General features: G+C 67.5%; 24 protein-coding genes and 1 tRNA gene. 20 read left to right on the forward strand and 5 right to left on the reverse strand.

From position 1 onward, the window contains the following. Positions 1-14 precede the first annotated feature (14 nt). Positions 15-836, forward strand: coding sequence for a class II glutamine amidotransferase (locus tag AB0G11_RS00665; RefSeq protein ID WP_357583046.1), 822 nt, complete (start codon positions 15-17; stop codon positions 834-836). Next, the gene (locus tag AB0G11_RS00670) at positions 836-2185 is read left to right on the forward strand and encodes an MFS transporter (RefSeq protein ID WP_357583048.1); all 1350 of its coding nucleotides are present in this window, start codon (positions 836-838) and stop codon (positions 2183-2185) included. Before AB0G11_RS00665 ends, AB0G11_RS00670 begins: the two co-directional genes overlap by 1 nt. 11 nt (positions 2186-2196) lie before the next feature. Here AB0G11_RS00670 and AB0G11_RS00675 read toward each other — a convergent pair whose 3' ends face one another. Beyond that, positions 2197-4098: a glycoside hydrolase family 15 protein gene (locus AB0G11_RS00675; RefSeq protein ID WP_357583050.1), complete on the reverse strand. Its 1902-nt coding sequence runs from the start codon at positions 4096-4098 to the stop codon at positions 2197-2199. A gap of 127 nt (positions 4099-4225) precedes the next feature. Here AB0G11_RS00675 and AB0G11_RS00680 point away from each other — a divergent pair, with 127 nt between their 5' ends. Both AB0G11_RS00680 and AB0G11_RS00685 read left to right on the forward strand, forming a co-directional pair. Beyond that, entirely contained in the window at positions 4226-4912 is a 687-nt protein-coding gene (locus AB0G11_RS00680; RefSeq protein WP_357583052.1) for a maleylpyruvate isomerase family mycothiol-dependent enzyme, read from the forward strand. Between the two features lie 70 nt (positions 4913-4982). Continuing rightward, positions 4983-5059: transfer RNA gene (locus AB0G11_RS00685), tRNA-Thr, on the forward strand. Positions 5060-5727: 668 nt separating this feature from the next. On the opposite strand, the gene AB0G11_RS00690 is transcribed toward AB0G11_RS00685, so the two are convergent. Next, positions 5728-6903, reverse strand: coding sequence for a site-specific integrase (locus tag AB0G11_RS00690; protein WP_357583054.1), 1176 nt, complete (start codon positions 6901-6903; stop codon positions 5728-5730). Then, positions 6903-7124 (reverse strand): helix-turn-helix domain-containing protein, encoded by a 222-nt coding sequence (locus tag AB0G11_RS00695; protein WP_228010966.1) that lies wholly within the window; start codon positions 7122-7124, stop codon positions 6903-6905. The genes AB0G11_RS00690 and AB0G11_RS00695 overlap by 1 nt, the downstream gene beginning before the upstream one ends. A 72-nt stretch (positions 7125-7196) precedes the next feature. On the opposite strand from AB0G11_RS00695, the gene AB0G11_RS00700 reads away from it, so the two are divergent. The 3 genes from AB0G11_RS00700 to AB0G11_RS00710 all read left to right on the forward strand — a co-directional run bounded on the left by AB0G11_RS00700 (position 7197) and on the right by AB0G11_RS00710 (position 12829). Next, entirely contained in the window at positions 7197-8057 is an 861-nt protein-coding gene (locus AB0G11_RS00700) for a hypothetical protein (RefSeq protein WP_357583056.1), read from the forward strand. Positions 8058-8389: 332 nt separating this feature from the next. Continuing rightward, positions 8390-11677 carry a hypothetical protein gene (locus tag AB0G11_RS00705; RefSeq protein WP_357583058.1) on the forward strand — a complete coding sequence of 1096 codons (3288 nt, stop codon included), beginning with the start codon at positions 8390-8392 and terminating at the stop codon, positions 11675-11677. A gap of 543 nt (positions 11678-12220) precedes the next feature. Then, a complete protein-coding gene (locus AB0G11_RS00710; RefSeq protein WP_357583693.1) occupies positions 12221-12829 on the forward strand; it encodes a DUF6461 domain-containing protein in 609 nt (202 codons plus the stop codon). Between the two features lie 118 nt (positions 12830-12947). Here the strand turns inward: AB0G11_RS00710 and AB0G11_RS00715 are convergent, their stop codons facing one another. Further along, positions 12948-13298 (reverse strand): hypothetical protein, encoded by a 351-nt coding sequence (locus AB0G11_RS00715; protein WP_357583060.1) that lies wholly within the window; start codon positions 13296-13298, stop codon positions 12948-12950. Between the two features lie 65 nt (positions 13299-13363). Between AB0G11_RS00715 and AB0G11_RS00720 the strand changes: the two genes are divergently transcribed. From AB0G11_RS00720 to AB0G11_RS00745, 6 genes are all read left to right on the forward strand, one after another. After that, positions 13364-13897, forward strand: a complete 534-nt coding sequence (locus AB0G11_RS00720) for a hypothetical protein (RefSeq protein WP_357583062.1) — start codon at positions 13364-13366, stop codon at positions 13895-13897. A 54-nt stretch (positions 13898-13951) separates the two neighbouring features. Further along, complete coding sequence (locus AB0G11_RS00725) at positions 13952-14956, forward strand: hypothetical protein (protein ID WP_357583064.1); 1005 nt, start codon at positions 13952-13954, stop codon at positions 14954-14956. Further along, complete coding sequence (locus AB0G11_RS00730) at positions 14953-15909, forward strand: hypothetical protein (RefSeq protein ID WP_357583066.1); 957 nt, start codon at positions 14953-14955, stop codon at positions 15907-15909. Before AB0G11_RS00725 ends, AB0G11_RS00730 begins: the two co-directional genes overlap by 4 nt. A gap of 129 nt (positions 15910-16038) precedes the next feature. Beyond that, entirely contained in the window at positions 16039-16272 is a 234-nt protein-coding gene (locus AB0G11_RS00735; protein WP_219501299.1) for a hypothetical protein, read from the forward strand. A gap of 122 nt (positions 16273-16394) precedes the next feature. Beyond that, positions 16395-16724 carry a hypothetical protein gene (locus AB0G11_RS00740; protein ID WP_246644216.1) on the forward strand — a complete coding sequence of 110 codons (330 nt, stop codon included), beginning with the start codon at positions 16395-16397 and terminating at the stop codon, positions 16722-16724. Then, the gene (locus tag AB0G11_RS00745; protein ID WP_357583068.1) at positions 16721-17335 is read left to right on the forward strand and encodes a class I SAM-dependent methyltransferase; all 615 of its coding nucleotides are present in this window, start codon (positions 16721-16723) and stop codon (positions 17333-17335) included. The genes AB0G11_RS00740 and AB0G11_RS00745 overlap by 4 nt, the downstream gene beginning before the upstream one ends. Positions 17336-17350: 15 nt before the next feature. Here the strand turns inward: AB0G11_RS00745 and AB0G11_RS00750 are convergent, their stop codons facing one another. Beyond that, positions 17351-17743, reverse strand: coding sequence for a peptidase inhibitor family I36 protein (locus tag AB0G11_RS00750; protein ID WP_219501304.1), 393 nt, complete (start codon positions 17741-17743; stop codon positions 17351-17353). Between the two features lie 117 nt (positions 17744-17860). Between AB0G11_RS00750 and AB0G11_RS00755 the strand changes: the two genes are divergently transcribed. The 7 genes from AB0G11_RS00755 to AB0G11_RS00785 all read left to right on the forward strand — a co-directional run bounded on the left by AB0G11_RS00755 (position 17861) and on the right by AB0G11_RS00785 (position 26297). After that, a complete protein-coding gene (locus AB0G11_RS00755) occupies positions 17861-18385 on the forward strand; it encodes a DUF305 domain-containing protein (protein ID WP_357583070.1) in 525 nt (174 codons plus the stop codon). Positions 18386-18448: 63 nt separating this feature from the next. Further along, positions 18449-19150 (forward strand): FadR/GntR family transcriptional regulator, encoded by a 702-nt coding sequence (locus AB0G11_RS00760; RefSeq protein WP_219501308.1) that lies wholly within the window; start codon positions 18449-18451, stop codon positions 19148-19150. Between the two features lie 17 nt (positions 19151-19167). Further along, on the forward strand, positions 19168-20418 hold the full coding sequence (locus AB0G11_RS00765; RefSeq protein ID WP_219501310.1) for an ABC transporter substrate-binding protein: 1251 nt from the start codon (positions 19168-19170) through the stop codon (positions 20416-20418). Beyond that, the gene (locus AB0G11_RS00770) at positions 20415-21257 is read left to right on the forward strand and encodes a sugar ABC transporter permease (RefSeq protein WP_308125629.1); all 843 of its coding nucleotides are present in this window, start codon (positions 20415-20417) and stop codon (positions 21255-21257) included. The genes AB0G11_RS00765 and AB0G11_RS00770 overlap by 4 nt, the downstream gene beginning before the upstream one ends. Beyond that, complete coding sequence (locus AB0G11_RS00775; protein ID WP_219501312.1) at positions 21254-22063, forward strand: carbohydrate ABC transporter permease; 810 nt, start codon at positions 21254-21256, stop codon at positions 22061-22063. Before AB0G11_RS00770 ends, AB0G11_RS00775 begins: the two co-directional genes overlap by 4 nt. Continuing rightward, on the forward strand, positions 22063-25068 hold the full coding sequence (locus AB0G11_RS00780) for a hypothetical protein (protein ID WP_357583072.1): 3006 nt from the start codon (positions 22063-22065) through the stop codon (positions 25066-25068). The genes AB0G11_RS00775 and AB0G11_RS00780 overlap by 1 nt, the downstream gene beginning before the upstream one ends. Continuing rightward, positions 25065-26297, forward strand: coding sequence for an enolase C-terminal domain-like protein (locus AB0G11_RS00785; protein WP_219501322.1), 1233 nt, complete (start codon positions 25065-25067; stop codon positions 26295-26297). The genes AB0G11_RS00780 and AB0G11_RS00785 overlap by 4 nt, the downstream gene beginning before the upstream one ends. Positions 26298-26301: the final 4 nt, after the last annotated feature.

The raw sequence follows: 26301 nt of genomic DNA on the forward strand, positions 1-26301 counted from the left end.
CCATGTGTCGATGGATGACGTACTGCGGAGAACCCATTCTGGCCGAGGACCTGCTGTTCAGGCCGGTTCACTCGCTCATCGACCAGAGCCTGCACGCGAGGCTCGGGGTGACCACCACGAACGGCGACGGTTTCGGCATCGGATGGTACGGCGAGGGCACGGAGCCCGCCGTCTTCAAGAGCGTCGAGCCCGCGTGGAACGACCGGAACCTGCGGGAGATCGCCCGGCAGATCCGCACCTCCCTCCTGTTCGCGCACGTCCGTTCGTCGACCGGAACCCCGGTGCAGCGCAGCAACTGCCATCCGTTCCGCCACGGGCGCTGGCTGTGGATGCACAACGGAGCAGTGGAGGGGTTTCGCGAGCTGCGGCGTGACATGGCGATGGCGGTGGAGCCGTCGCTCTATCCCGCCATCGAGGGGTCCACCGATTCGGAGCTGCTGTTCTTCCTGGCGCTCACGTTCGGGCTGGCCGACGACCCGCCAAGTGCCGTGGCCCGTGCCGTCGGGCTGGTGGAGGAGCTCGCCCGGCGCCGCGGAACCCCGCCTCCGGTCGACATGACGGTGGCCACGACGGACGGCGAGTCCGTGTGGATGTTCCGCCACGCCAGCGCGGGCCGCCCCGGGTCGCTGTTCTACTCCACCGACATCGCGCAGGTACGGGAGCTCCATCCGGAACTGGAGGCCCTGCGGCGGCTCGGCGCGGGGACGCGTTTCGTGGTCTCGGAGCCGCTGCGCGATCTCGCGGGCACCTGGAACGAGATTCCCGAGGGCTCTCACGGGGTGATCCGCGAGGGAGAAGTGGTGATCCAGCCATTTTCTCCCTTCTGGGAGGGGTGATGAGCGGGCGCGTCCTGGCGCCGCTGGCCCTCGCCCAGTTCATCTGCAGCTTCGCCGGCTCCAACATGAACGTGATGATCAACGACATCGGCGAGGACCTGGACACGACGGTTCAGGGCGTGCAGAGCACGATCACGCTGTTCCTGTTGATCATGGCGGTGCTCATGATCCCGTGCAGCAAGCTGACCGACCGCTGGGGCCGCAAGCGCTGCTTCCTCCTCGGACTCACCCTGTACGGGATCGGCGCGCTGATCAGTGCGCTGTCGCCGAGCCTGGCCGTGCTGATGCTCGGCAACTCGGTGCTGGAAGGGGTGGGCACCGCGCTGCTGATCCCGCCGGTCTACATCCTCGCCACGATGGCCTACGCCGATCTCCAGTCGCGGGCCCGGGCGTTCGGCGTGATCAGCGGGCTGGGCGGCGTCGGCGCGGCGGCGGGCCCGCTGATCGGCGGATTCATCGCGACGGCGATCGACTGGCGGGCCGCGTTCCTCTTCCAGGCGCTGGTCGTCGCCGTGATCATCGTCTTCAGCCGCGGCATCGCCGACCCGGTGGCGCCGGACCCGGACCGCCCCTTCGACGCCGCCGGGGCGGTGCTGTCGGCGGTGGGCATGTTCTTCGTCGTGTTCGGGATCCTCCAGGCCGGCAGCGACGCCGTCCTGATGGCGGTGCTCCTCGTCGCCGGAGCGGCCTTCCTGATCTGGTTCTTCCTCCACATCCGCGCGCGGCAACGCGCCGGGAAGGAACCGCTGCTCAGCACGGGCCTGTTCCGGAACCGTACCTCCAACCTCGGACTGATCACCCAGAACATGCAGTGGCTGGTCCTCATGGGCACGTCCTTCGTCGTCGCGGTCTTCCTGCAGACGGTCCGCGGCTACAGCGCGATCCAGACCGGGGTGATCTTCACCTCGGCGACCGTCGGCGTGCTCATCACGTCGCTGGCCGCGGAGCGCCTGTCCCGCAAGCACTCGCAGAAGGCCCTGATCTCGGCGGGCTTCGTCATGACCGTGGCCGGGATCGGCGTCCTGCTCCTCCTGGTCGGGGCCTCGTCCAGGGTGGTCGCGTTCGCGCCGGGGCTGCTGCTGATCGGGCTGGGCGTGGGCGTGATGCTGACGCCGTCGGTCAACCTGGTGCAGTCCAGCTTCCCCGAGGAACGGCAGGGCGAGATCTCCGGGCTGTCGCGCAGCGTCTCCAACCTCGGCTCGTCGTTCGGCACGGCCATCGCGGGCACGATCCTCATCGCCGGGCCCGCCCAGGGCAACCGGTCCTACGCGCTCGCCATGATCGCGCTCGGCGTGTTCGCCCTGGTCGGCCTCGCCGCCGCCATCCGGCTCCCCGCCGGCGCGCGGTAGGCGCGTACGGTCTAGCCCGGGGACGACTCGGCGCGTTCGAGCTGCTCGTCCAGGGCGATGGCGGCGGCGATGAGCGCGAGGTGGGTGAACGCCTGCGGGAAGTTGCCGAGCTGCTCGCCCGACGGGCCGATCTCCTCGGCGAACAGGCCGACATGGTTCGCGTACGTGAGCATCTTGTCGAAGGCGTAACGCGCCTGCTGCAGCCGCCCGGCGCGGGCCAGGGCCTCGACGTAAAGGAAGCTGCACAGGTTGAACGTGCCCTCCGAGCCGAGCAGCCCGTCGGGGGAGGCGGCGGGGTCGTACCGGTAGACGAGGCTGTCGCTGACCAGCTCCTTCTCCATCGCGTCGAGCGTGCTCAGCCAGGCCGGGTCGCGAGGCGAGATGAACCCGACACGCGGCATGAGCAGCAGCGACGCGTCCAGCACGTCGGTGCCGTAGTGCTGGACGAAGGCCTGCCGCCGGGGGCTCCAGCCGCGGTCGACGATCTGGTCGAAGACGGTGTCGCGAACGCTCGTCCAGCGGGCGACGTCGCCGGGACGCGAGTAGGCGGTCGCCATCCGGATGCCCCGGTCGAAGGCGACCCAGGTCATCAGGCGGCTGTAGGTGAAGTCCTGCCGCCCGCCACGGGTCTCCCAGATCCCCTCGTCGGGGCGGTCCCAGGTGTCGGCCAGCCAGTCCAGCAGCCCGGCGAACGACCGCCAGCCGCGGATGCCGCCGATCTCCTGCGCCTGGGCCAGGGCGTCGGCGGCCTCGCCGTAGATGTCGAGCTGGAGCTGCCCGGCGGCGGCGTTCCCGGCCCGTACCGGCTTCGAGCCCTGGTAGCCCTCCAGGTGGTCGAGGACCTCCTCGGTCAGGTGCGGGTCCCCGTCGACCCGGTACATGATCTGCAACGGCTCCTCCGCGTCGCCGGCGGCGTCCAGGCGTTCGCGCAGCCACGTACGGAACGCCTGGGCCTCCTCGACGAAGCCCAGGTCGATCAGGGCCCGGACGGACAGGGAGGCGTCACGGATCCAGGTGTAGCGGTAGTCCCAGTTGCGCTCGCCGCCGATCTGCTCCGGCAGGCCCATCGTGGCGGCGGCGATCGGCGCGCCCGTGGGCGCGTACGTGAGGAGCTTGAGGGTGATCGCCGACCGGGTGACCATGTCGTGCCAGCGGCCGCGATACCGGGACGAGCGCAGCCAGTCGTGCCAGAAGGCGCGGCAGGCGTCGAAGCTGTCGCGCACCCCGTCGAGGGTCAGCGGCGGCACCGGCGGGCCGGCATCACCGTCGCTGTCGCTGGTCAGGACGATCGCGGCGATCTCGTCGGCCTGGAGGGTGAAGTCGGCGACCACGTCCTGGCGGTCCTGGCGGTCCTGGCCGTCCTGGCCGTCCTGGCCGTCCTGGCCGTCCTGGCCGTCCTGGCTGTCCTGGCGCAGGACGAGCGGTCCGGCGGCCTGGAGGTGCAGGCTCGTGCCGGGGCCTTCGAAGACGGCTGAGCTGTCGTCCAGGATTCTGAGAGCGTGCGGCGCCCGGCCGTAGTCGAAGCGCGGACGGCAGACCAGCGTGAACGGCAGGCTGCCGCGGACCACCCGGGCGACCCGGACGAGGCGATGCCGGGCCGACGGGGTGGCGGAGGTGTCCGGCACCATGAAGTCGGCGACCTCGCCGACGCCTCCGGGAGCCATGTAGCGGGTGACCAGGATGGCGGTGTCGGGCAGGTAGAGCTGCCGGACCGTCGCCCCCTCGATCCGGTCCACGTCGGCTGCCAGCCGGCAGTGCCCGCCGCGTTCGCTGTCGAGAATGGACGCGAAGAGACTCGGGGAGTCGAACCTGGGCGTGCACCACCAGTCGACGGTGCCCGCCCCGGACACGAGCGCGGCGGTCTGCAGGTCACCGATCATGCCGTGGTCCGCGATCTGCGGGTAGCCGTTCATGATCCCTCCGTTGTGCGCCGGACATACCGAGCGACTGCTCCCCGAGGGGATGGAGCAGCCATTTCAGGCTAGCTCCCGGCATATCCCCCCATGTCATCAGGGGTGACCCGGCAACTAGAGTGCTCGCATGCGCCCCGCCGAACTCCTCCACCACCTGCGCCGCGAGTCAGCCTCCTTCCGCGCCTGCCTCGACGGCGACCTGTCCGCCCCGGTCGAGCACTGCGGCGACTGGACGCTGTACGACCTGGCCGACCACCTCGGCGGCGGCAACCTGTGGGCGGCCACGGCCGTGACCGAACGCCACGGCGACCACCAGGCCGCGCCCGCCCCGCGTGACGGCCTCGGCGCCTGGTTCGACCAGACCACCGCGACGCTGCTCGACGTCCTGGACCGCGACCCCTCAGCCGAGGCGTGGACCTTCTACCCGCCCCACACGGTCGGCTTCTGGCAGCGCCGCCGCCCGCTGGAGACGCTCATCCACCGCTGGGACGCCGAACACGCCCTCGGCCTGACCCCGACCCTCGACCCGACGCTGGCCGGCGAGGGAGTGGCGGAGGTGTTCGACACGATGGCCTACCGCATGATCAACCGTGGCATGGCGAAGCCGCCCGCGCACGCCATCCGCGTCCGCGCCACGGACACCGGGCTGACCTGCGTCTACGGCCCCGGCGAACCGGTCGCCGAGATCGCCGGCCCGGTCGCCGACCTGCTGCTGATGCTGTGGGGCCGGCTGCCCCGCACCCACCCCGGACTGACCTGGGAAGGCGACACCCCCGCCGCCCAGGCCGTGCTCGACGGACCGCTGACCCCCTGAGCCGATTCGGGGGTTTCCGGGGAGCGAGGACCCCTTGGGCTCCTGTAGACTCTTTCAAGCTGTACGGCACGCCGCCTTAGCTCAGTCGGCCAGAGCACTTCACTCGTAATGAAGGGGTCTGGGGTTCGAATCCCCAAGGCGGCTCCAGGTCAGAAGCCCTCCGCGAGATCGCGGAGGGCTTCTGCGTGTCTAAGTGCGTGACTACCGCTGCCGCGTGCCAGCTATCAGTCCCTCCTGAGCCTCGACGGCTGTACCAGTCCAGGCCCAGTGGATGTACCAGTTCTTCGTCGTAGCCGTTGTTAACGCCGGTACGGTGTAGACCGTCGCCATCCACAGCATGTGGATAGCTGGGATCCTGCGGGGATGGCAGCCACCACCCCCGCAGGCGTACACAGGTGATTACAGGTTCCAGCCGAACCTCAACTCCCGGCGTCGCGGCGGACGACCGTGGCGGCGCCGGGAGTTTGACCGCCAGACGATCCGTATGTAGCCGCTCATTTCACCTCCCTTCGTTTATGGGAGGAACCGTAGCAGCGTGCGCGCACGCGGGGTGGCGGCTTCGCGCTTTTCTGAAAATCGGCCGGCCTTGCCCTCGCTCGCATGCGCTGACCAGCGGTTTCGTTGTCAGAGGTTGGCAGCAGCGCCGATTGCTGCATAGACACTACTGAAGAACGATGCTAGTTCTCTGAATGACGACTAGCCCTTCGCTGGCTATTCGCTCTCGGGAACCATGACGCTAAATGGATGTACGAAAGTAGCGTTTCGAAAGGGCCCGCCTTCCATTGCATCTGATGCTTCCATCGTCTGATAGATGGCTAGCAGCCATCGATGATGTCGCCTGATCCCCCGAAGATTCGATCCATCAGGATTGCGCCCCCCTGGAGCACTGGCCGGATCTGCTTCCGATAGACCAGCTCGGTCACGCTGGTACTGCTATGTCCTACGAGACGGGAGATCTCCTCGATGGGTGTGCCGTTGTCCGATAGCAGGGATACGAAGCTGTGACGAAGCTCCCGCGGCGTCCACTGTGTTGGATCGAGCCTGGTCTTCGAGATGACCCTGCGGAACGCTCTACGAACGTTGTGCGCGTCTAGGGGAGTTCCGACTGCCGAAGCGAATACCAGGTTGTGTTCTTGCCACCGTTCCCCGGCTGCTTCACGGTCCTTCGTCTGGTGAGCCTTCTGGACGTGCAAGGCCTCGATACAGCGCTGTGGGAGAGCCAGGGTTCGACGTGATTTCCTGGTCTTCGTATCCCCTTCTGCCCGTATCGAACGCCACACCGCTACATGCGGAGGGATGGTTGGCTCGCTAGCCGGGTCCCCTTCCAGATCGACGTACTCCCATGTCAGGGCCCTCAGCTCTTCGGTGCGAGCACCAGTAAGGAGGGCTAGTACCAGATAGCTATACATGCGGGTTCCTTCCGCAGCTTCTAGTACGGCTTCTGCCTGAGCCATCGTTAGGGCTTTGGATGGGCGTCCTTCCCTACCCTTCGGAATCGAGCAAAGCTCAACGATGTTCCGCTTCACCAGATCTCGTGCCATCGCACGCTTGACCGCTCGGTTGAGGTAGGAACGGATGAACCGCAGAGTGCTGGTACTGAGTACCTTGGCCTTCGAGGAGAGCCACGTATCCACGTCTTGAGCACTGAGATCCCGAAGCTTCCGCTTCCCCAGAGCAGGGATCAGATGGCTGTTGCAAAGGGTTCGGCCAGTCTCGTATGTGGCTCTGTCCCACTTGCTTAGCTCGTACCTAAGCCAGTCCTCGACGGCTTCCTTCACGGTGTAGTTTCCGGGAGCGATGGCGAGGCCATCTTCGTAGTCCCGGAGGACTTCCTTAAGCTTCTGCTTCGCCTCGGTCTTGGTCTTACCGCTGCCTCTCTTAACGATGCGTTTGCCGCTTCCGTCATAGCCGAGGCTGGCGGTGGCGATCCAGCGTTGGCGCTTGTCGTCCCAGTGGAGGCCGCCGTCTCCTCTGCTGCGTCGTTTGGTCATCAGGCTGCTTCCTCTGCTTCCTTCTCCAGGAGGGCGATGTAGTCGCGGATGGCACCGGGGGTGATGAGGCGGGCGCGGCCCTGCTTGACGGAGCGCAGGCGGCCGGTGCGGATCTGGTCGTAGATGACGGTTCGGCTCATGCGGAGCAGGCGCATGGCGTCGGTGACGCGGTAGAGCTGGGTGTCGGCCGGCCGGACGCTGTCCGGCGCTGAGGTGGTCACAGGTGGGTCTCCTCATCGGTGGGGACAGCGGGGACAGACAGCAGGGCCGGTTGTCCCTCGTGGATGTGGGCGTTGGTGCTGGTCGTGGTGTGGTCAGGGACGGCGGGGACGCCGAGGACGCCTGCCGGGGACTCTGTTCTGGTCCACGCCCAGCTCTCCACCGTGGCCGACCTCGCCAGGGGAGCCCGAGGCCCCCTCGCCGACCGCGCCCTAGCCGTCCTGGCCCAGTACGCTCAGTTCATCGCCTGGATGTGCCAGGACTCCCGCCAGCACGCCGCCGCCCTGGCTTGGTACGACCGCTCCCACGCCTGGGCCGTCGAGGCCGGCGACGCCTGCCTCGCCTCCACCACCCTGAACATGCGCGCCCACCAGGCATGGAGCCTCGGCGACGCCCAACCCTGCATCCGCCTGGCCGAAGCCTCCCGCTGGCACGACGGCCGCACCACCTACGGCGTCCAAGGCATGGCCGCCCAGATGGCCGGCCGAGGCCACGCCCAGTTGGGCGAGGCCAACCAGGCCCGTACCCGTCTGGCCGAAGCCGAAGAGCTCATACGCACCGCCGCCGAACACCCCGAAGACGAACCACCTTGGATGTACTTCTACGACGAGGGCTGGTTCCTCATGCAACGCGGCATGGCCGAACTGGAACTCGGCGACGGCCGCCGCGCCGCCGACTACCTCGAACGCGGCCTGTCCACCTTGCCCGAGTCTTACCGGCGGGACCGTGCTTGGTTCGGGGTATGTCTGGCACGAGCTCATATTCTGCAGGGCGACGCCGAAGCCGCAACCTCCACCGCCATGGATGTGGTCTCGGATGCCGTGGCCGTCAATGCCTATGCGGTGACTGAGCTCCATCGCGCCGCACTTGAACTGACAGAGGCAGGTGCTTCTGGCGCAAAAGCGATCAGGGACTCCCTGACGTCAGAGCACTGAGGGCCTGTCCCGGCTGTCCCGCTGTCCCTCCCGCGCCTCTGGGGTGCCGAAACATGAGCACCTACCAGGGACATCCCGCCGAGACGATGTCCCTGCCGTCCCGGATCTGTTAGTCAGATGGAGGGCTGTATTACCGTGGCCCGTGTCCCAAGTGTTTCAGCGCCCTGGACGTCTTGGATGCTCCGCTCACAGTTACCGTTGTAGACGAGTTCGCGGTGGATGCTGCAACACTTCCGTGTATGTTATCGCTGCGATCGGCTGTCGCTCAGTACGGTCACACCTGGCGGAACATCCAAGTGGATGCGGCCCAGCTGTAGTGGGGTGTCGGAATTATGATTAAAAAACAAATCGTATCCGCACAATCAACTGGCGGTGCTGGAACAGTATTTGAGTACCGGATCGCCGCAATCATGCTTACACATCTCCTGGCGGGCACGCATCCACCAGGACTATCAGTCCCCATGATAGCTCTAGCCTTGCAACAGCGGGTCAGAGGTCATCTGCTTGACGATATCGTCATCTATGGCGAGCGGCCTCCTCATGAGCTCTCCACAGAATTTCAGGTAAAGCGCACGCTACGAGCATCGCCCGCCAACAAAGATTTCGTCGATCTGCTAACGCAGTCTCTCCACGTTCTCGATGACAAACAACAAGCAGTCGCCCGGGGCGATATTGGCTTGGGGGCGGTGGCCGGCAAGTATGCAAGCGATATGGATCAACTTGCGGAGCTAGGGGCCCGTGCCGCAGCGCATGCTTCGATGCGGACATTTGCCGAGTCGCTAGCCAAAGACGCCATTGATGAAAAGTATCGCAATCGTTTGAAAAACATTCGAGAGGCTATCGTTCTTGCTCAGCGCCAGGGAGCTCCTCGTCTCGGCGGCGCCGACGCCGCTACGCACACCTTCTTGCGGCATCTCCATGTATGGCGACCTCAGGCTGACGAGAGTGGGAGAGACTTTCTTGAGGCGCTTGACCGCATAGCTCCTCTGGCAGCCGACTTCGCACTTAGCCCCAGAAGCTTGTTTGAACACCTGGCCGGCTTGGCTCAGACGTGGGGGCCGATGGCAGGTGTAGTGGACGCCGATACCGTACTCCGTCACCTACGCAGACGTGGACTCAAATCCGTTTCAACGTCAGCATCGCCTAACGCATCAGACTACATTGATGTAGATGCGATCGTGCGTGGACCACTAGAGTCTCTCAATCTCCGTAGTGCTGCCTCCGAGGCAAAGCGTCTATTCATTGCTGGAGACCCTCTGGCGCCAGCCGCTTACGCGGATCTAGCGAATCGTTTGCGTGAAGCAAACTTCGCCCCGCATGCAGAGCTGATGCTGAGTGGTCAAGTTGAGGCTCTGAACGCTAGTGGCCAGACAGATGAAGCCATTCGACTGAGTGTCGATCTGGCTTGGGACCATCTCGACCGTGTACGCCCCTGGGAAGCGCATTTTGTACTGCCGACCGACCTCGATCGTAAGGGGAGTACGGCGGTCGTAAATGAAGAATCACGGCGAGTACTGAGAGCCGCAGACGCTGCTGTCTGGGTTGCAAAGGGAGGCGATCTGAATATTTATGTGCCGAAATTCGATGCCCTTTTGGTCGATGATTACAATAAGGTTAGAGCGGCGGTCTTTCTTTGCGAAGAAGCCATCGCTGAGAGTAGGCTGGGTATTGTCCGTGAACGTGCTGTGGTCCTTGAGTCACTTGTGAACAGGTCCTCGTCAATCGTTGACGAGCAATCGCGGGTCTTGGTAGTACGCCTTCAGATGTGCCTTGCTGACGTCAGTGGCGAATGGGAAGACCTCGTTCGGCAGGTGCACCGAGCGCAGCCTCGTCGAGTGCTGGCTTGGCTATATGCTAGGTATGCTCGGTATCTCGCACTTTCTGGGGATGGGGCCGGGTCTCAACATTTCTATCTAGAGGCGATCGAGCGTGCTTCGGCAGAAAAGATGTTCGATGAAGCTGCTGATTGGCTTTATGCACTAAGAACCGTGCGTTTCTGGTTTGATGTTAGCGATGGCGATCCACAACATCCGATCGCGCAAGCTCTGCGGCCGCACGCCAAACCAAGCGCTCTTCCCGGGTCTCCCCATACGTCAGAGTTGGCACTCAAGATTGCGCACGATCACGACAGGCCGCACGAGGCGGTTCAAATGGCCCAACGATGGCGATGGCAAGCTTACGTTCGGGCCCAGCTAACAGACGAGCTTCATGCGGAGAAGATTCTGGGTGTTTTGCTCGAGCAGCAGGGGGATGCGCTAGGTGCAGCATCCTGTTACATACGTTCAGGGGACGCAAAGCGTGCGAAATCTGCTGCGAATTCTTTTCCCGAAGAGCCTGCTCACGTGTCTAGCTCCATCCATGTTGCTGTGCCAACCAGTCGAGCTGCTGCATATGCTGTCGTGGCCACGGTATCTGATTTGCTAACTGATGAAGACGTGGAATTGTGGGCAGACAAGGCGCTGGAGGAGATATCGCAGGACGTGGAGGGCTTCCGTTCCATCGACCCGTCGCCGTATGTTTATGCGTTCGATCTCCTCGAATCAGTGGCCGATGTCTTAGACGATCACCGAGCGATGCGTGCAATCCAGCAAATTGAGTCGTTGTTCGCAACCCCAACAGCACGGCTTCGACAGGTCGATAGACAGGTCGTGAACACACTATTGTCTTTTGCTGAACGGGGACATGAGATTGCATTGACCCTCCTTGTCCAACCGCTGCTTACGGATCAACGAATGGCCGAGCTGATCTGTGTCGGTATCAAAAGGGGGAAAGGTTATGCGGAGTCGCTGAGTCGTCTTCTGTCCTCGGTCGCTCCTGAGAGTCGTCCTGCATGCTTAGCATTGATTCGCGCTGGAGCGGATAGTAATCCTGCCCTGGCTCTGGCCCGTCGGGCGGTTGAGCGACAATTGATGCCTAAAGGTGAGGATGCGGGTAAGGATACTCGGCATTGGGACGCTCCTGATGATGCGATTCTCGCATCTATTCTTGATCCGGAGAGCCGAAATGGGTTCGCAACAACACTACTGCATCGCGCCATGAATCAAGAATATTCTTATCAGGACCGAGCTTCAGATGTCGCTGCTCTGCGCATCCTCGGGCCCCATTTGGATATAGAGGCAAAAGGGCGATGCCTTTCTGGCCTATTGGAGCTCGCGCATGGTTTACACTGCACGGCTCCGACTCGCGAGGGAGCGCGTAACCTCCTCCCTGTTAAAGCCCTGCAATGCGCGGCGGAATTTGGGCCAGATGCAAATCAGTCGCGGGAGATACAAGATTTGGCTCTAGCCAAACTGGGGGAGGATGGTGAGGATTTCCAGTGGAGCATGGCTCGTGTGCTGACGAAATTGCCGTATGGGGACTGCTCCCTCCATCCGGGTCAGTGCGCCAGTCATCCATATCCCGCGATACGAGCACTGGCTGCGTATCGGTGGGGAGCGGATTCAGCATCGCTCGCGGATGAGGTGGCCCTCAGGTTGGCAAGCGATGGAGACTTCAGAGTGAGACGAGAACTTGCCAACTCCATCGCGAAGGCAGAGGCTCTAGAACCGGGCCGGGCGCAAGTACGGGAACTTCTGAGGAGGGATCCGCGCAGGAGCATTCGTGCCCGGATGGGTCGGTGAAGGGCGCACGTGCGACGCGTTGTTGTCTGCACGCTTGAGGATGTTTCGCTGTGTCCTGCCCCGTGGGGGAGGAGGCAACTGCGTGACGAACTGAGTGACGACCGTCATTGACGATCTCGTACGCCGGCGGACGTCGGCGATCCTTCGGTGCAGATCAGTGCATCTTCATGCTAGGTCGGCACATGCGGTCGAGTTGCCTCGTAATGAAGGGGTCTGGGGTTCGAATCCCCAAGGCGGCTCCAGGTCAAGGCCCCTCGCGATGATCGCGAGGGGCCTTTTTGCTAACAGAAGTAGTCGAGGGTTTGGGCGAAGACCTCGGCAGCCGCTGTCTCGCTGAGCGGATCACGTGGGCGTAGACGCGCAGGATGGTCGCGGAGTCGGCGTGGCGTAGGTCGTGAGCCCCGACCGCAACCGCGGCTCGAAGGTGGCGCGGGCGACTGGCCGTCCCATGCCTTCTGGGTCAGAATCCGCAACGGCGCACCACCGTCATGGCCGGGAGAGGGCCTCGCCCTTTCCCGGCTCCTTCACCATCGGAAGGTGAGCATGCAGTCGTCGACGCATCTGCACGATCTCCTGGCCTCGACGATCTTCACCGAGGGACTCGATGACGAGATGGACCTATGGACGCTGGGATTCAGCGCCCTCTGGGTCAAAGGAATGGATCGCGACGCCGTCGCCGAGGCCTTCTCCCTGGACCTCGCCACCAGTACGCCGAGCCACCTGAACGAATTGCTCGACAACAGTGAGGAAGGCGGGCCCATCTGGGTGGGCGAGGCCGGAGGGTGGACCTGCGTCATTCCGGGGCCGACCGACGACGATTTCCTGCTGCCGTTGACGGCGGGCGGGCGGGAGGCGCTCTGCTTCAGTATGGATATGGGTGGCCATGACCATTTCAAGTATCTAAAGGACGGGGAGGTGGTTGTCGCCTTCCAGCCCACCTGGCCCCATCCCGTGCACGGGAGCGATCCGCACGCGCTCGACCACCTCATGGCAGGGCTGCGCTTCCGGACCAGTGGCGACGACGTCATCGAGGATCGCGTGGATGAGGGCGAGAGCATCAGCTCCGTCCTGACGCTGATCGGCCGGATCACGGGGACGGACATCGCCGCTGACTGGCTTGAGGCGACGCACTCGCTCATCTACCCTCGCTAGGGCATTGACCACGATGGTCCGCCAGGTGCGGATGAGCAAACTGCTCAGGATCGTGGTCGGCCCCAGCGTTGCCGGCGTTCGCTGCGGATGCGGGCTCGTCCGATGGCCGTGGACAGCGCTAGTAGCTGTCGCTCCAGTGGTACCAAGGGCCCTGGACGTGCTCGAAGGTGGAAGCGACCGCCGGGTTGGAGTCATCGACCGGAACGTGCTCGGGGCTCCAAACGTAGCCGTAGGGATCCACGCTGGGCCCGTTCTCGCCCACCTTGAAATAGACGCGGTCGCCTTCTCGGTAGACGGCCTGGAACTCGGCCTCTCCGATCTCCAGTGGCCCATTCGTCAGGCTGCTTTCTGGCCTCATCGTCTGGGCGACCTGTTCCATCTTGGCGAATGAACGCGTGACGCGCTGCTCCCCGCCCCACCCGCAGGACGTCAGCGATGCCAGGGCAACGAAGATGATCAGTAATCTCACGCCCTGATTGTCCCTGCCCGCGGGCGTCGTGGGTCGTGTGCTTCCATGACGCTATGGGAGCGGTTGTGACAAGCATCGTCGCGGTACTGGGCACTCTTCTCGGAGCCACGCTGAACCACCTGTTAGCCGCGCGAACGGCGAACCGGGCGGAACACCTGGCTAGGGCCGACAGGCTCAGGGCGGAACGCATGGACGCGTACTGCACTCTCGGGGGCGCACTCACCAACTATCGGCGCGGGCAGCTTGATCTTTGGTACGCGAGGCAGGAGAGCCCGGAGCAGTCGAGCTGGATCGAGTTGCGCCGGGAGGAGCAGCGGTTGCGGTCCGCGGCTCTGGAGGCGCTGTACCGGATGGAGCTCCTGACGGACGACGAGTCGCTCATCGCCAAGGGCTGGGAGGCGCTGCAGGCCGTCGACCGCATGAACGAGCTGGAAACCGGTGAGGAGCTGGATCAGCAGCGGGCCGTTTCCAGGACGCTCATCGCTGCCTTCATCCGTGCTTCGAAGCCGTTCGTCGCCCTTCGGATCGATGGCCCGAAGAAGATCGGAGAGCCGAAGAAGATCGGAGAGCCGAAGAAGATCGAAGGGTCGAAGAAATAAGCCTTGCGGCGGTCGGCATACCGGGAACATACCGGGCTCTCGTAGGGTCCTCCGGTGCGCCTGATGATCGCCCTGATGCTGTGGCTCAACCCGCTGCCGCCGGGGACGCAGCCGAGGTTCCCCGCGCCGCTCGACCTGTGCGCGATGGTCGACGCGGACCTGGTCAAGCGGCTCGTGCCCGGCGGCGGGAGCAGGCTGGAGGGACGGCACTGCGTCTGGACGAAGCCGGGCAGCGAGCTGGTGGTCAGGTGGGTCAACGACGACGGGGAGCCTTGGGACTACACCTCCGCGCAGGCTCATGAGGAGTATCGCAGGAGCCTGGCCCGTGACCTCAGCCCGGACACGTCACCCCGTTCCCTCTGGGTCAACGGCGAGTTCCGCGACCTGCTCGGCGGGCGGGCGCGGGTGGTGCGGGGCGTGGGGGACGAGGGCTATCTGCTCGACCACGTCGCGGCGGGCACGGAACGGGTGGATCTCGTCAAGGTGGTCTTCCGGGTCGGCAACCTGCTGGTGGAGGTCGAGCACTTCGGGCCGGCGCCGGGTGCCGTGCGGCTGCGTCAGGGGGCGGTGGCGGTGGCCCGCCGGATGGCGGACGCGCTGGTCCGGGCGAGCCCGGCCGATCCGGCTGCCGCTCCGGTCGCGCCCGGCACGTACGCGGAGTCGCCGATCGCGTGTGCTGTGCTCAGCCCCGCGCAGGTGCGGCAGCTCGTCGAGCCGTCGGCGTACGCGCGGGCCGGGAACTCGGCGACCTGTTCGTGGGAGAAGCCGAACGAGTCCTCGGACCGGCTGCAGCTGAGGCTGGAGTTCTGGGCGCCGCGGCGCGGCCCGGCGGGTGACGGCGTCGCCCAGGCGAAGGAGATGTTCGCCGGATGGCGGGACGACGACACGCGGGCTCTGGACCTCGCGGACGAGGCGCTGGCGTTCCGCGAAGGGACGCCGCAGGTTCCCGGCCCGCCGGTGGTGGTCTTCAGGAAGGCGAACCTGCTCGGGTACGTGCGGGCGGGCGACGAGGCCAAGGCCGAGCGGGCCGCCCGGTGGATCGTGGAGGCGCTGTCGTGATCAGGGTCGTGCTGGCCGTACTCGTGCTGCTCACCGCCGCCGCCTGCTCGGGCGAGCCGGCGCCGCCTCGCCCGACCCGGGCGGCGAGCCCGCCGCCGTCGGGACCCGGCAGGTTCACCGGGGTCGTCGACCCCTGCTCGCTGCTCACCGCCGAGCAGGTGGAGCAGCTGGTCACGCTCGCCGAGCAGAAGTACGACGAGGGCGGGTGCACCTGGACCACCTCCGGCCTGTCGCTGAAAGGGCAGGCGGTCCACGAGCTCAGCGTCGGCGTCCACTTGGCCGCGGACGTCGCGGCGGCACACGCCTTCTTCGTCAGGCCCCCGGACTCTGCCTTCCCCGCGATGGCGGTCAGGGATCGGCCCGAACCCCCCGTCGACGCGCAGGTGGGCGACGAGTCGTTCGTCCAGGCCCCGGCTCTGGGGAGGCACGCCACGGTCCTGGCCTTCCGGCTCGGCAACGCGGTGGTCAACATCAACTACGGCTGGCGGGCGAAGCCAGCTCCGCGGCATCAGGAGGGGGCGCTGAAGGCCGCGCGGTGGATCGCCGAGGCGATGGACCGGCCCGCCCCCGCCGTCGCGGACCCTGCGGACGGGCGGTTCGCGGTGGCGCCGTACGCCTGCTCGCTGCTGCCTGAAGGGGTTCCCGAGTCGGCGACCCAGTGCGGCGGGCTCAAGCTGCGGCTCGGGCGGGCATGGCAGGGGCGGAGCGGGATCGCCGTGGCCAAGGAGATCTTCGCCTACTACCGGAGAACGCAGTGGCCCGAGAAGCCGGTCAAGCCGGTGAAGGGCCTGGGGGACGAGGCGTTCGCGGAACGCGACGGGGCCCGGCTGACGGTGTGGGTGCGGGTGAGCAACCTCGTCCTGGAGATCCCGTTCACGAAGGAGGACGGCAGGCTCACGCCGGAGATGCGGGACGAGGTCGCCAACGTGCTGAGCCGCCTGCCCGCCCGATAGGGCAACCGCGGACCGGCCTGGGCGCCTACATGGGAGCTTTCTAATGCCCGTGCCATGTACTGAGTGTTACCTGAAAACTACCATCAGTGATGAACGATGGTCGTTCACGTACACACCCATGGAGGTTCAGTGCGTACATCTCCCCGCAAGCTCGCCGCAGTCGTCGTGGTCGCCGGTGGGCTGGTGCTGCCGGCGTCGGCCGCGCACGCGGTCGTCGACCCGAAAAAGATCTCGGTCCTGGATTCGGTTCAGCGGATCGATCCCGTGCTGATGGCCAACTGCACCACCGGGGGCGCCGCCGATCCGCTCGGAGCCGTGGTCATTCCGCCCGAAGTCCCGCTCGTGGGCTGCCTGACGCTCTGATCGTCCGCCTGGGCCCCTCGCGGTTGCCCGCGGGGGGCCGCTTCGCGTCCGGGGGCAATCTCGTTGATCGCTGATCGGGTGGAGCCTAGGATGACGACTGCTCCGGGAGGTGAGCCGACCACATGTCTCATGCGAAGACGTCCTTCGTCTGTCTCCCGTGCCGCGCCTCGTACAAGCAGCCCTATGCCGGCGGCTCCGAGCGGCGCTGCCCGCGCTGCGCGGGGGTGCTGATCCACGTGGGGACGGCGTTCGCGGCGCCGAGGCGTCGTGACGTCGCGGCGTGGCGGGTGCTGTCGGTGCTGCTGCACGCGGGCGTGCGCTTCCCTCGGAGCTGCTGTGGCGGGCCCGGTTACCGGCCGCGCACGCTCGGGGAGGTGAAGGCGCGGATGGTGTACGCGCGCCGCACCGGGGAGCCGTTCGCACAGGCGCTGGTGCGTCCCGACCTGCCATGAGCGCGCGTTACGACGACGTGCTCGGACCGCTGCGTGAGGCGTACGACCGCAGCGCGCGGCAGCGCGACGCGAGCGGCAAGGCGGCGTGGAAGCAGGCCGAGCGGGAGGCGTTCCTGGGCCGGCTGCCGGACGGCGGCAAGCTGCTGGAGATCGGCGCGGGCACCGGCCAGGACAGCGTCTCCTTCCGTGACCACGGCCTGGACGTGGTGGCCGTCGACCTGTCGCCGGAGATGGTCGCGCGGTGCCGGGAGAAGGGGCTCGACGCCCGGGTCATGGACTTTCTGGGCCTGGACTTCGCGCCCGGCTCGTTCGACGCCGTCTACGCGCTCAACTGCCTGCTGCACGTGCCCGACCGCGACCTGCCCGCGGTGCTGGAGGCGATCCACCGGGTGATGCGGCCGGGCGGGCTGTTCTTTCTCGGCGTCTACGGCGGGGGCAGCCTGACCGGGGAGGGGGAGTTCGCGGACGACGAGCAGTGGCCGCCCCGGTTCTTCTCGTTCCGGAGCGACGAGGAGCTGGTGGAGCAGGCGAGCCGGGTCTTCGAGGTCGTGGACTTCCATGCCGTCGGTGCGGACCACTCCCGGTTCCAGTCGCTGACCTTGCGTGCGTGAAGACCCGGCCCGGCGTCAGCAGGCGCTGTGGAGGGCCACCGCGTCGATGCGCTTGCCGAAGTTGGTGTCGTACGCCTGCGCGTAGTCGCCGATGTTGACCTTGCGGAACTCGCGGGGGTCGTAGTCGATGAAGCAGCCCCGGACGTTGGCGTAGAAGGAGTAGACGTGGTCGTGGAGGTTGGGCGGCATGTCGCGGTAGCCGTTGGAGGGCATCCAGCGCCAGGGGGTGCCCCGGTAGTCGCGGTCGTGCCAGAAGCAGATCTCGCCGGCCGCGCACTGGGCCGCGGCGCGCTGGAGCGCCGCTGCCTGCTGGACGGCGGCGTTGGCGGGGGCGGCGACGCCGCTGGCGGGCAGCGCGACGGCGGCGCAGAGCGCGACGGCGGCGGCTCGCTTGGTGAATGCCTTCATCAGAGACCCTTTCGGTCCGGGGACGACCTCTAACACCCTCAGTAAGGCAGTGATTACTAACCGTAGTCAAGTCCTGTCCGTGGACGGAGGGCTGTCGGCGTGTAAGGCTGGCGTGACATGAGGTACGTCTTAGCGGCCCTGGGACTCCTGCTGGCGGTCGCCTGTGGGCCGGGTGAGGCCGCGGCGCCTCCGGTCAACGCCGACGACGTGATGTTCGTGCAGATGATGGTGCAGCACCACCGGCAGGGCATCGAGATCGCCAAGGTCGGCGCCGACAGGGCGACCACGCCGGAGCTGAGGACGCTGACCGAGGCCATCGCCGCCACGCAGCAGAGCGAGGTCGAAATGATGCTGCGGTGGCTGCACGCCTGGGGGCAGCCGCTGACGCCGCCCGACGGGGCGCACGACCATCACGGCGGGCTGCCGGAGACCGAGCAGAAGAAGATCGACGCGCTCCGGAAGGCGAAGGATCCGGAGCCGGAGCTGATGGCGCTGCTGATCGCGCATCAGGGCGACGCGGCGCGGATGGCCGGGACCGAGGTGCTCGACGGCGCCAATCCCGAGGTCATGCGGTGGGCGGCGCAGGTGCAGGCGTCACGCAGGGAGCAGATCGAGCAGTTGCGCAAGCTGCTCGAACGCTGAGAACCGGAAAAGTCGGCACTCCGTCATAGACGCCGTCCCGGATAAGTGATTAGATCACTTGATATGTCCGAGGTAGCACGGCCCACCCTCTCCGACGCTCTCACCGAGCGCATGCTGGAGCTCATCCACGCGGGCGGGCACCGGCCGGGTGACCGGCTGCCATCCACCAGGGAGCTCTCCCAGCGCTTCGCCGTCACCACCCCGACGCTGCGCGAGGCCCTGCGCAGGCTGGAGGCCACCGGGGCCATCGAGCTGCGGCACGGCTCCGGCATCTACGTCGGGGCGGCGATCGAGCGGCTCGTGCTGCCCAACCCCAACATGCGCGAGATGCACGGCGCCCAGCTCCTCGACCTGCTGGACGCCCGGATCGTCATCGAGCCGCCGCTGGCGGCGATGGCGGCCGAACGCGGCTCGCCCGAGGAACTGGCCGCGCTCAAGCGGGTGCTCGCCGCCGCCGGCGACCACCTGCGCGGCCAGGACGCCGAGCTGCACGACGCCAACATGACCTTCCACCGGGCCGCCGCCCGGATGGCGGGCAACAGCGTGCTGCACGAGGTCGTGGACTCGCTGCTCACGATCCACGGGCCGGAGCAGCGCCAGATCCTGCAGATCTTCGACGACCGCCGCCGCGACTACGACGAGCACCTGTCGATCCTGGAGGCCATCGAGGCGGGCGACGCCGCGCTGGCCGGGGAGCGCATGCGGGCCCATCTGGTGGACGTGAAGACGGTCATCGAGCAGCGGTTGCACAACCCCCCCAAATGATCAAGGAGGCCGGGAACATGGTCCGGTCACGAGTGGCCACGCTCGGCGTGGCGGCCGTCCTTCTCGCCGCCTGTGGCGGGAACGGCGCCGAGACGGCGCAGAAGAAGACAGAGCTCACCCTCTACAACGACAAGGGCGCGTGGAGCAAGTACTTCGAGGAGATGGGCGCTGCGTCCAAGCAGAGCATCGGCCTGTCCATGAAGCCCACCGGCTACACCGACTCCGCGCAGTATCAGGCGTTCATCAAGGCCTCGTTCCGCACGAACGTCAAGCCTGACCTCTTCACCTGGCAGACCGGGGGGATGCTGCAGGAGATCGTCAAGCAGAAGCAGGTGGCCGACACCACGGCCGTCTGGCAGGAGGCCATCAAGGCCGGCGACCTGTCGCAGGACCTGGCGCCCTACTACACGATCGACGGCAAGCAGTACTGCGTGCCGATGAACGTCGCGTACTGGGGCATGTTCTACAACAAGAAGATCTTCGACGAGCACGACCTGAAGCCCCCGGCCACCTGGGAGGACCTGGTCAAGATCGCCGAGACGCTGAAGCAGCACGACGTGAAGGCGTTCTACCACACCAGCGTGCTGTTCTCGTTCGTCTGGTTCGAGCAGATCATGGCCGGGATGGACCCCGACCTGTACGACCGGCTGTCCACGGGTCAGGCGAAGTACACCGATCCGGGCGTGGTCGCGGTGATGGAGAAGTGGAAAGAGCTCATCGACGCCGGATATTTCATGAATCCGGGCGATAAAACGGACCCCGGCGACGTGCTGAAGACCGGCAAGGCCGCGATGGTCTCGTTCGGCACCTGGTTCAACACCAGCATGACCCAGCGCGACATGAAAGCCGGCGCCGACTACGGCTTCTTCGTCATCCCCAACGTGAACGCGAGCCTGCCCAAGACCTCGATGATCTTCGAGAGCGGCCCGCTCTGCTCCCTCGCCAAGGCCGCCGACCCCGACGCGAGCATGAAGTACCTCAAGTGGTGGACCACCGCCGAAGCCCAGAAGAAGTGGGCCGGCATCCGTGGCGACGTGAGCGCCAACCCCAAGGTCACCATCGAGGACGAGGCGCTCGGCCAGGTCACCAAGGACGCGGGCAGCGGCGAGTACCGCCTGGTCAACCGCTACTTCGAGGCCACCCCGCCGCCCATCCTGACAGCCGCCCTGGACGGTTTCAGCAAGTTCGTCACCGAACCCGGGACGTACATGGAGGTGCTGGAGACGATCCAGAAGGAGGCCGACGAGTACTGGAGCACGCATCAGTGACGCGCGCCCCGATCCTCGGCAGGTTCAGGCACGGGTACGTCGCCCCCGCCGCGCTGCTCGTCGCCGGGCTGCTCTACGCGCCGTTCGTGTGGACCGCGTACCTGAGCCTGACCCGGTACGACGGGCTGGCGCCGCCCGAATGGGCGGGCCTGGCCAACTTCGCCAAGCTCTTCGACGACCCCGTGCTGCTGTCCTCGGCCGGCAACACGCTGATCTGGGTCGTCGGCACGATGGCGCTGCCCGTGGGCCTCGGCCTGCTGGTGGCGGTGCTGTCCTACGACATCAGGGGCGGCGCCTGGTACCGGGTGCCGTTCATGCTCCCGTACGCGCTCAGCGGCGCCGGGCTGGCCATGGTGTGGAGCCCGGTGCTGTCGCACGGCGGCGTCGCCAATCTGCTCCTCGGCGTCGACACCGCGTTCCTGCAGAAGGCGCCGCACAACACGATCGCGATGCTGCTCGTGTGGACGTGGCAGCAGCTCGGCGTCAACACGCTGCTGTTCGTGGTCGGGCTGCAGTCGATCCCGAAGGGGCCGATCGAGGCGGCCCGGCTCGACGGGGCGTCCGGCTGGCGGCTGTTCCGCCACGTCATCTGGCCGCTGATGCGGCCGCTCACCGCGGTCGTGGTGGGGCTGGCGCTGGTGGCGAGCCTGAAGACGTTCGACATCGTCTGGGTCCTGACGCAGGGCGGCCCGGGGCGCAACTCCGAGACGCTCGCCGTGACCATGTACAAGGAGACGTTCGTGGCCGGCGACTACGGTTACGGCTCCACGGTCGCGGTGGCGCTCACCGTGGTCGCGGGGCTGGCCTCCTACCTCTACCTGAAGCGGCAGGTGCGATGATCCGGCGCGCGGTCCTCGTCGTGCTCGGGCTGATCTGGCTCGGGCCCACCTACCTGCTCATCGTCAACGCCTCCAGACCGGCCGAGTCGTACGACCCGGCGCGGGCCTGGGCGCCGCCGGGCGACTTCGCGCTGCTGGACAACTTCGCCCGCGCGCTGGAGGGCGCCGACCTGGGCCCCAGTCTGGCCAGCACCGCCCTCTACAGCGTCGTGTCGCCCGCGCTCGGCGTGCTCATCGGCGCGCTGGCCGGCTACACGATCGTGGTGCTGCGGCTGCGGCACGGCTTCTGGTGGTTCCTGCTGCTGTTCGGCGGCACCGTCTTCCCGTCGCAGATGCTGCTCGTGCCGCTGTTCGTCGGCTACAGCGACGCCGGGCTGTACGACAGCCGCCTCGGCATGATCCTGATCTACACGGCGATCAACGTGCCGCTGGCCGCGTTCGTGCTGCGCAACTTCTACAGCGGGGTGGCGTTCTCGATCTTCGAGGCCGCCCGCATGGACGGGGCCTCCACCTGGCGCGTCTTCTGGCGGATCTACCTGCCGCTGGCCACCAGCGCGCTGGCCGCCGTGTTCATCCTGGAGTTCACCTTCATCTGGAACGACCTGATCTTCGGCCTGACGCTGACGCAGACCGCCGAGGTGCGGCCCGTCATGACCGCGCTCGCCGGCCTGATGACCGACGTGTACGCCGGGACGCCCGTCCCGGTCGGCCTGGCGGCGGGCCTGGTCGTGTCGCTGCCCACGGTCGTGCTGTTCCTCGCCACCCAGCGCCTCTTCGCACGGGGCCTGTCTCTAGGGAGTGTTTGATGACGAGCCGGTTGCTGCAGCGCAGCCTCGGATCCCCGGACTACGACGGGATCAGGCAGGCGCTGCGCGACGACACCTCGACGCCGGTGATCAGCGTGCGCGGGCTGGAGGTGCGGGTGGCGGTGCTGCCGCTGTTCACCCACGACGGCCGGCAGGCGGTGCGGGTGTCGAGCACGCGGGCGCTCACGCACGTGCTGGTGGGCGTCGACAGCGCCTCAGGGACCGACGTGACGCTGCTGGTGCCGGAGGTGAGCGCGCCGCGCGCGTTGACGCTGGAGTGCCGCGACGACGCCGGCGTGGTCGGCACCGCGCAGATCACGGTCGGGCCGCAGCGCAAGTGGAACGTGTTCGTCGTGCACCACTCGCACCTGGACATCGGCTACACCGACCCGCAGGGCACGGTGCTGCGCCACCACCTGGACTACCTGGACGCGGCCGTGCGGCTGGGCGAGGAGACCGCCTCCTGGCCCGACGACGCGAAGTTCCGCTGGTCGGTCGAGTCGTCCATGCCCGCGCTGAAATGGCTGGAGGCCCGGCCCGCCGAACAGGTCGAGAAGTTCGCCGCGCTGGCCCGCGCCGGGATCATCGAGGTCACGGCGCTGCCGTTCCAGCTCCACACCGAGGCGTGCTCGACCGAGGAGCTCTACCGGCAGCTCCGCTTCACCGGCGAGCTGCGGCAGGCGTACGGCATCCCGGCCCGCTCGGCCATGCACACCGACGTGCCGGGCGCGGTCGTCGGGCTGATCGACGCGCTGAACGCGGCCGGCGTGCGCTACCTGGCCGCCGCGCACAACTGGGCCGGGCGCTCGGTGCCGTACCTGCACGGCGGCGACAAGCTGACCAGGCCGTTCCGGTGGCGGGCGCCGAGCGGGAACGAACTGCTCGTGTGGTTCACCGACACGCCCCACGGCATGGCGTACATGGAGGGCAACACGGTCGGGCTGACCGACTCCTACGAGCTGGCCGACGACCTGCTGCCGCGCTACCTGGCCGCGCTCGCCTCGCGCGGCTACCCGTACGGGCCGGGCACGTTCGGGTGGCAGGGGCCGGACGCGCCGCGCGAGCCGTACGAGCTGGACGTGCTGCACCTGCGGGTGCAGGGCGCGCACGCCGACAACGCCGGGCCGTCGATCGTGCCCGCGTCGATCGCGCGGCGCTGGAACGAGCAGTGGGCCTGGCCGCGGCTGCGCTCGGCGGCCAACAGCGACTTCTTCGACCACGTGGCCGAGCGCTACCACGACCGGCTGGCCGTGCACGAGGGCGACTGGACCGACTGGTGGGCTGACGGGCTCGGGTCGGGGGCGCGCCCGCTCGGGTACGTGCGGCGGGCGCAGTCGGCGTTGCGGACGGCCGAGACGCTGCACACGCTGGCCGGGGTCGACGCGGGGGAGCGGATCGGGCTCGCCTACGACAAGGTGGCGCTGTTCAACGAGCACACCTGGGGCGCGGCCAACCCGTGGGAGGACGCCGAGGAGGCGGGCGACTCGGGCGGGCTGCAGTGGACGCGCAAGTCGTCGGGCGCCTACGACGCGCAGGACGACGCGGCGGACCTGCTCCAGGCGGGCGTGCGCAGGTTCGCGGCGGCGCTGTCGGCCGAGGGCTCGGGCGGCGCGGCGCTGGCGGCGTTCGCGGTGTTCAACCCGGGGACGGCGACGCGGACGGACGTGGTGCGGACGTTCCTGCCCAGGGACGTGGTGCCGGTGGACGTGCCGATCGCGCTGATGGACGCGCGCACCGGGGAGACGGTGCCGCACCACGAGGAGTACGTCGATCCGGCGGACTGGCCGACGCGGCCGATCGGGCGGCACATCCACGCCGTCGTGCCGGATGTTCCGGGATTCGGGTACGTACGGCTCGACGTCGTGCGCGGCGAGCGGCAGGCCCCCGAGCCCGTCGCCCTCGACCCCGGCGGCGTCATCGAGAACGAGTTCTACCGGGTCGCCTACGACGTCCGCGAAGGCTACATCGGCTCGGTGTTCGACAAGGTCGCCGGCCGCGAGCTGGTCAACCAGGACGCCGCCGCCGGATTCGGCCAGTACGTCTACGACCGCTACGCCACCGCCCCGCACTTCAACCACCTGTCCGGGCACGTCGGCGCGCACGACCGCACCCTGCTCGGCGACCGCGCCATCGCGGGCAACGCCACGATCGTCAAGGCCGAGCGCACCGCCGTCGGCGAGAAGCTGGTCGTCGAGCTGCGCGGCAAAGGCGTCGACTGGCTGCGCACCACCGTCGAGCTGCACCACGGCGTCGCCCGCCTCGACCTGACCTACCAGCTCGCCAAGCAGGGCACCCCGGCCAAGGAGGCGGTGTTCCTGGCCTTCCCGCTGGCCGCCGGGCAGCCCACGGCCTGGGAGCTGACCGGCGGCGTCGGCGGCCCTGACGTGCCGCGCGTGCCCGGCTCGGCCGAGTACATGCTGCCGATCCGGCACTGGATCGCCTTCGAGGACCCGGAGCTGACCGTCGCCTGGGCCACCCTGGAAGCGCCGCTGGTGCAGCTCGGCACCATCCACATGCCGTACGCGCCGTTCCCCCCGACGCTCGACCAGGAGGACGGCACGGTCTACTCGTGGGCGCTCAACAACATCTGGGACACCAACTTCCCGGCGCAGCAGCAGGGCGAGACCACGTTCCGCTACGCCGTCAGGTCCGAGGCGGGCGCCCCGGGCAGGCGGCTCGGCGCGCTGGCCGCCGCCGGGCTGACCGACCCGTTCGCGGGCGCGCTGCTCACCGGGCCTGCCGGCGAGACGTCCAGGACGTACGTGTCGGCCGACCACCCGGACGTGCTGGTGACCTCGCTGGGCAGGGACGGGGAGTCCACGCTGGTACGGCTGCAGTCGCTGGCCCCCGAGCCCGTCGAGGTGACGGTCACCCTGCCGGGCCTGCGCCGCGCGAGCGTGAGCGCCGGCCTGGGCCACGACGTGCGGCCTGCCGAGGTTGACGGGGAATCGGTCAAGGTACGGCTCCCGGCCTGCGGGGTCGCCGTCGTCTGGGGGGACCTGTGAAGATCGTTGACATCCGGGCCACGACGGTCGCCGTGCCTTTGGAGGCGCCGCTGCGGCACAGCAACGGCGCGCACTGGGGCCGGTTCGTCCGCACGATCGTCGAGGTCGAGGCCGACAACGGGCTCGTCGGCCTGGGCGAGATGGGCGGCGGCGGCGAGAGCGCCGAGGCGGCGTTCCGCGCGCTCGTGCCCTACCTGAAGGACCACGACCCGTTCCAGCTCGAAGCGCTCCGCTTCAAGATCGCGAACCCGACGGCCTCGCTCTACAACAACCGGACGCAGCTCCTGGCCGCCGTCGAGTTCGCCTGTCTCGACCTGATCGGGCAGCACCTCGGCGTGCCGGTGTGCGACCTGCTGGGCGGCCGGGTGCGCGACGCCGTCCCGTTCGCCTCCTACCTGTTCTACCGCTACGCCGCCGACGGCTACGCCGAGGTGCGCACGCCGGACCAGCTCGTCGAACAGACCCGCGCGCTCAAGGCGGCCCACGGGTTCACCGTCCACAAGCTCAAGGGCGGCGTGTTCCCGCCGGACTACGAGCTGGAGTGCTACCGGGCGCTGGCCGAGGCGTTCCCCGGCGACCGGTTCCGCTACGACCCGAACGCGGTGCTGTCGATGGCCGAGGCCGTCCGGTTCGGCCGGGCCATCGAGCACCTGGACAACGACTACCTGGAGGACCCGGTCTTCGGGCTGGAAGGGCTGCGGCTGGTCCGCGAGCAGGTCAGGGTGCCGATCGCGACCAACACCGTGGTGGTCAACTTCGAGCAGCTCGCCGCGAACGTGCTGCGCCGGGGCGCCGACGTGGTGCTGCTGGACACCACGTTCTGGGGCGGCATCAGGCCGTGCGTCAAGGCGGCGGGGGTGTGCGAGACGTTCCAGGTGGACGTGGCCGTGCACTCCTCCGGCGAGCTGGGCATCCAGCTCGCGACCATGCTGCACCTCGGCGCGGTGCTGCCCAACCTGACGTACGCGGCCGACGCCCACTACCACCAGCTACGGGACGACGTGATCGAGGGCGGCCGGATGGCGTACGCGGAGGGCGCCATCGCGGTGCCGCAGGGGCCCGGGCTGGGCGTGCGGCTGGACCGGGAGCGGGTGGCCCGCTACGCCGAGCTCTACCGGGAGACCGGCGGCTACCCGTACGACCGCGACCCGGGCCGGCCCGGCTGGTTCGCCCGGGTGCCGAACGAGCGCTTCGCCGACCCCTCCGTGTCGGTCGAGGTCGCCGTCTGACGGT

Source organism: Nonomuraea sp. NPDC023979 (genome assembly GCF_040639085.1).
GTDB lineage: Bacteria > Actinomycetota > Actinomycetes > Streptosporangiales > Streptosporangiaceae > Nonomuraea > Nonomuraea ceibae.

Coding starts and splice junctions, on each gene's coding strand:
- AB0G11_RS00760 (WP_219501308.1), top strand. CDS start 18,449: ATGTCCGAGGTAGCACGGCCCACCCTCTCCGACGCTCTCACCGAGCGC.
- AB0G11_RS00780 (WP_357583072.1), top strand. CDS start 22,063: ATGACGAGCCGGTTGCTGCAGCGCAGCCTCGGATCCCCGGACTACGAC.
- AB0G11_RS00765 (WP_219501310.1), top strand. CDS start 19,168: ATGGTCCGGTCACGAGTGGCCACGCTCGGCGTGGCGGCCGTCCTTCTC.
- AB0G11_RS00675 (WP_357583050.1), bottom strand. CDS start 4,098: ATGAACGGCTACCCGCAGATCGCGGACCACGGCATGATCGGTGACCTG.
- AB0G11_RS00670 (WP_357583048.1), top strand. CDS start 836: ATGAGCGGGCGCGTCCTGGCGCCGCTGGCCCTCGCCCAGTTCATCTGC.
- AB0G11_RS00750 (WP_219501304.1), bottom strand. CDS start 17,743: ATGAAGGCATTCACCAAGCGAGCCGCCGCCGTCGCGCTCTGCGCCGCC.
- AB0G11_RS00740 (WP_246644216.1), top strand. CDS start 16,395: ATGTCTCATGCGAAGACGTCCTTCGTCTGTCTCCCGTGCCGCGCCTCG.
- AB0G11_RS00775 (WP_219501312.1), top strand. CDS start 21,254: ATGATCCGGCGCGCGGTCCTCGTCGTGCTCGGGCTGATCTGGCTCGGG.
- AB0G11_RS00745 (WP_357583068.1), top strand. CDS start 16,721: ATGAGCGCGCGTTACGACGACGTGCTCGGACCGCTGCGTGAGGCGTAC.
- AB0G11_RS00665 (WP_357583046.1), top strand. CDS start 15: ATGACGTACTGCGGAGAACCCATTCTGGCCGAGGACCTGCTGTTCAGG.
- AB0G11_RS00680 (WP_357583052.1), top strand. CDS start 4,226: ATGCGCCCCGCCGAACTCCTCCACCACCTGCGCCGCGAGTCAGCCTCC.
- AB0G11_RS00705 (WP_357583058.1), top strand. CDS start 8,390: ATGATTAAAAAACAAATCGTATCCGCACAATCAACTGGCGGTGCTGGA.
- AB0G11_RS00690 (WP_357583054.1), bottom strand. CDS start 6,903: ATGACCAAACGACGCAGCAGAGGAGACGGCGGCCTCCACTGGGACGAC.
- AB0G11_RS00710 (WP_357583693.1), top strand. CDS start 12,221: ATGCAGTCGTCGACGCATCTGCACGATCTCCTGGCCTCGACGATCTTC.
- AB0G11_RS00755 (WP_357583070.1), top strand. CDS start 17,861: ATGAGGTACGTCTTAGCGGCCCTGGGACTCCTGCTGGCGGTCGCCTGT.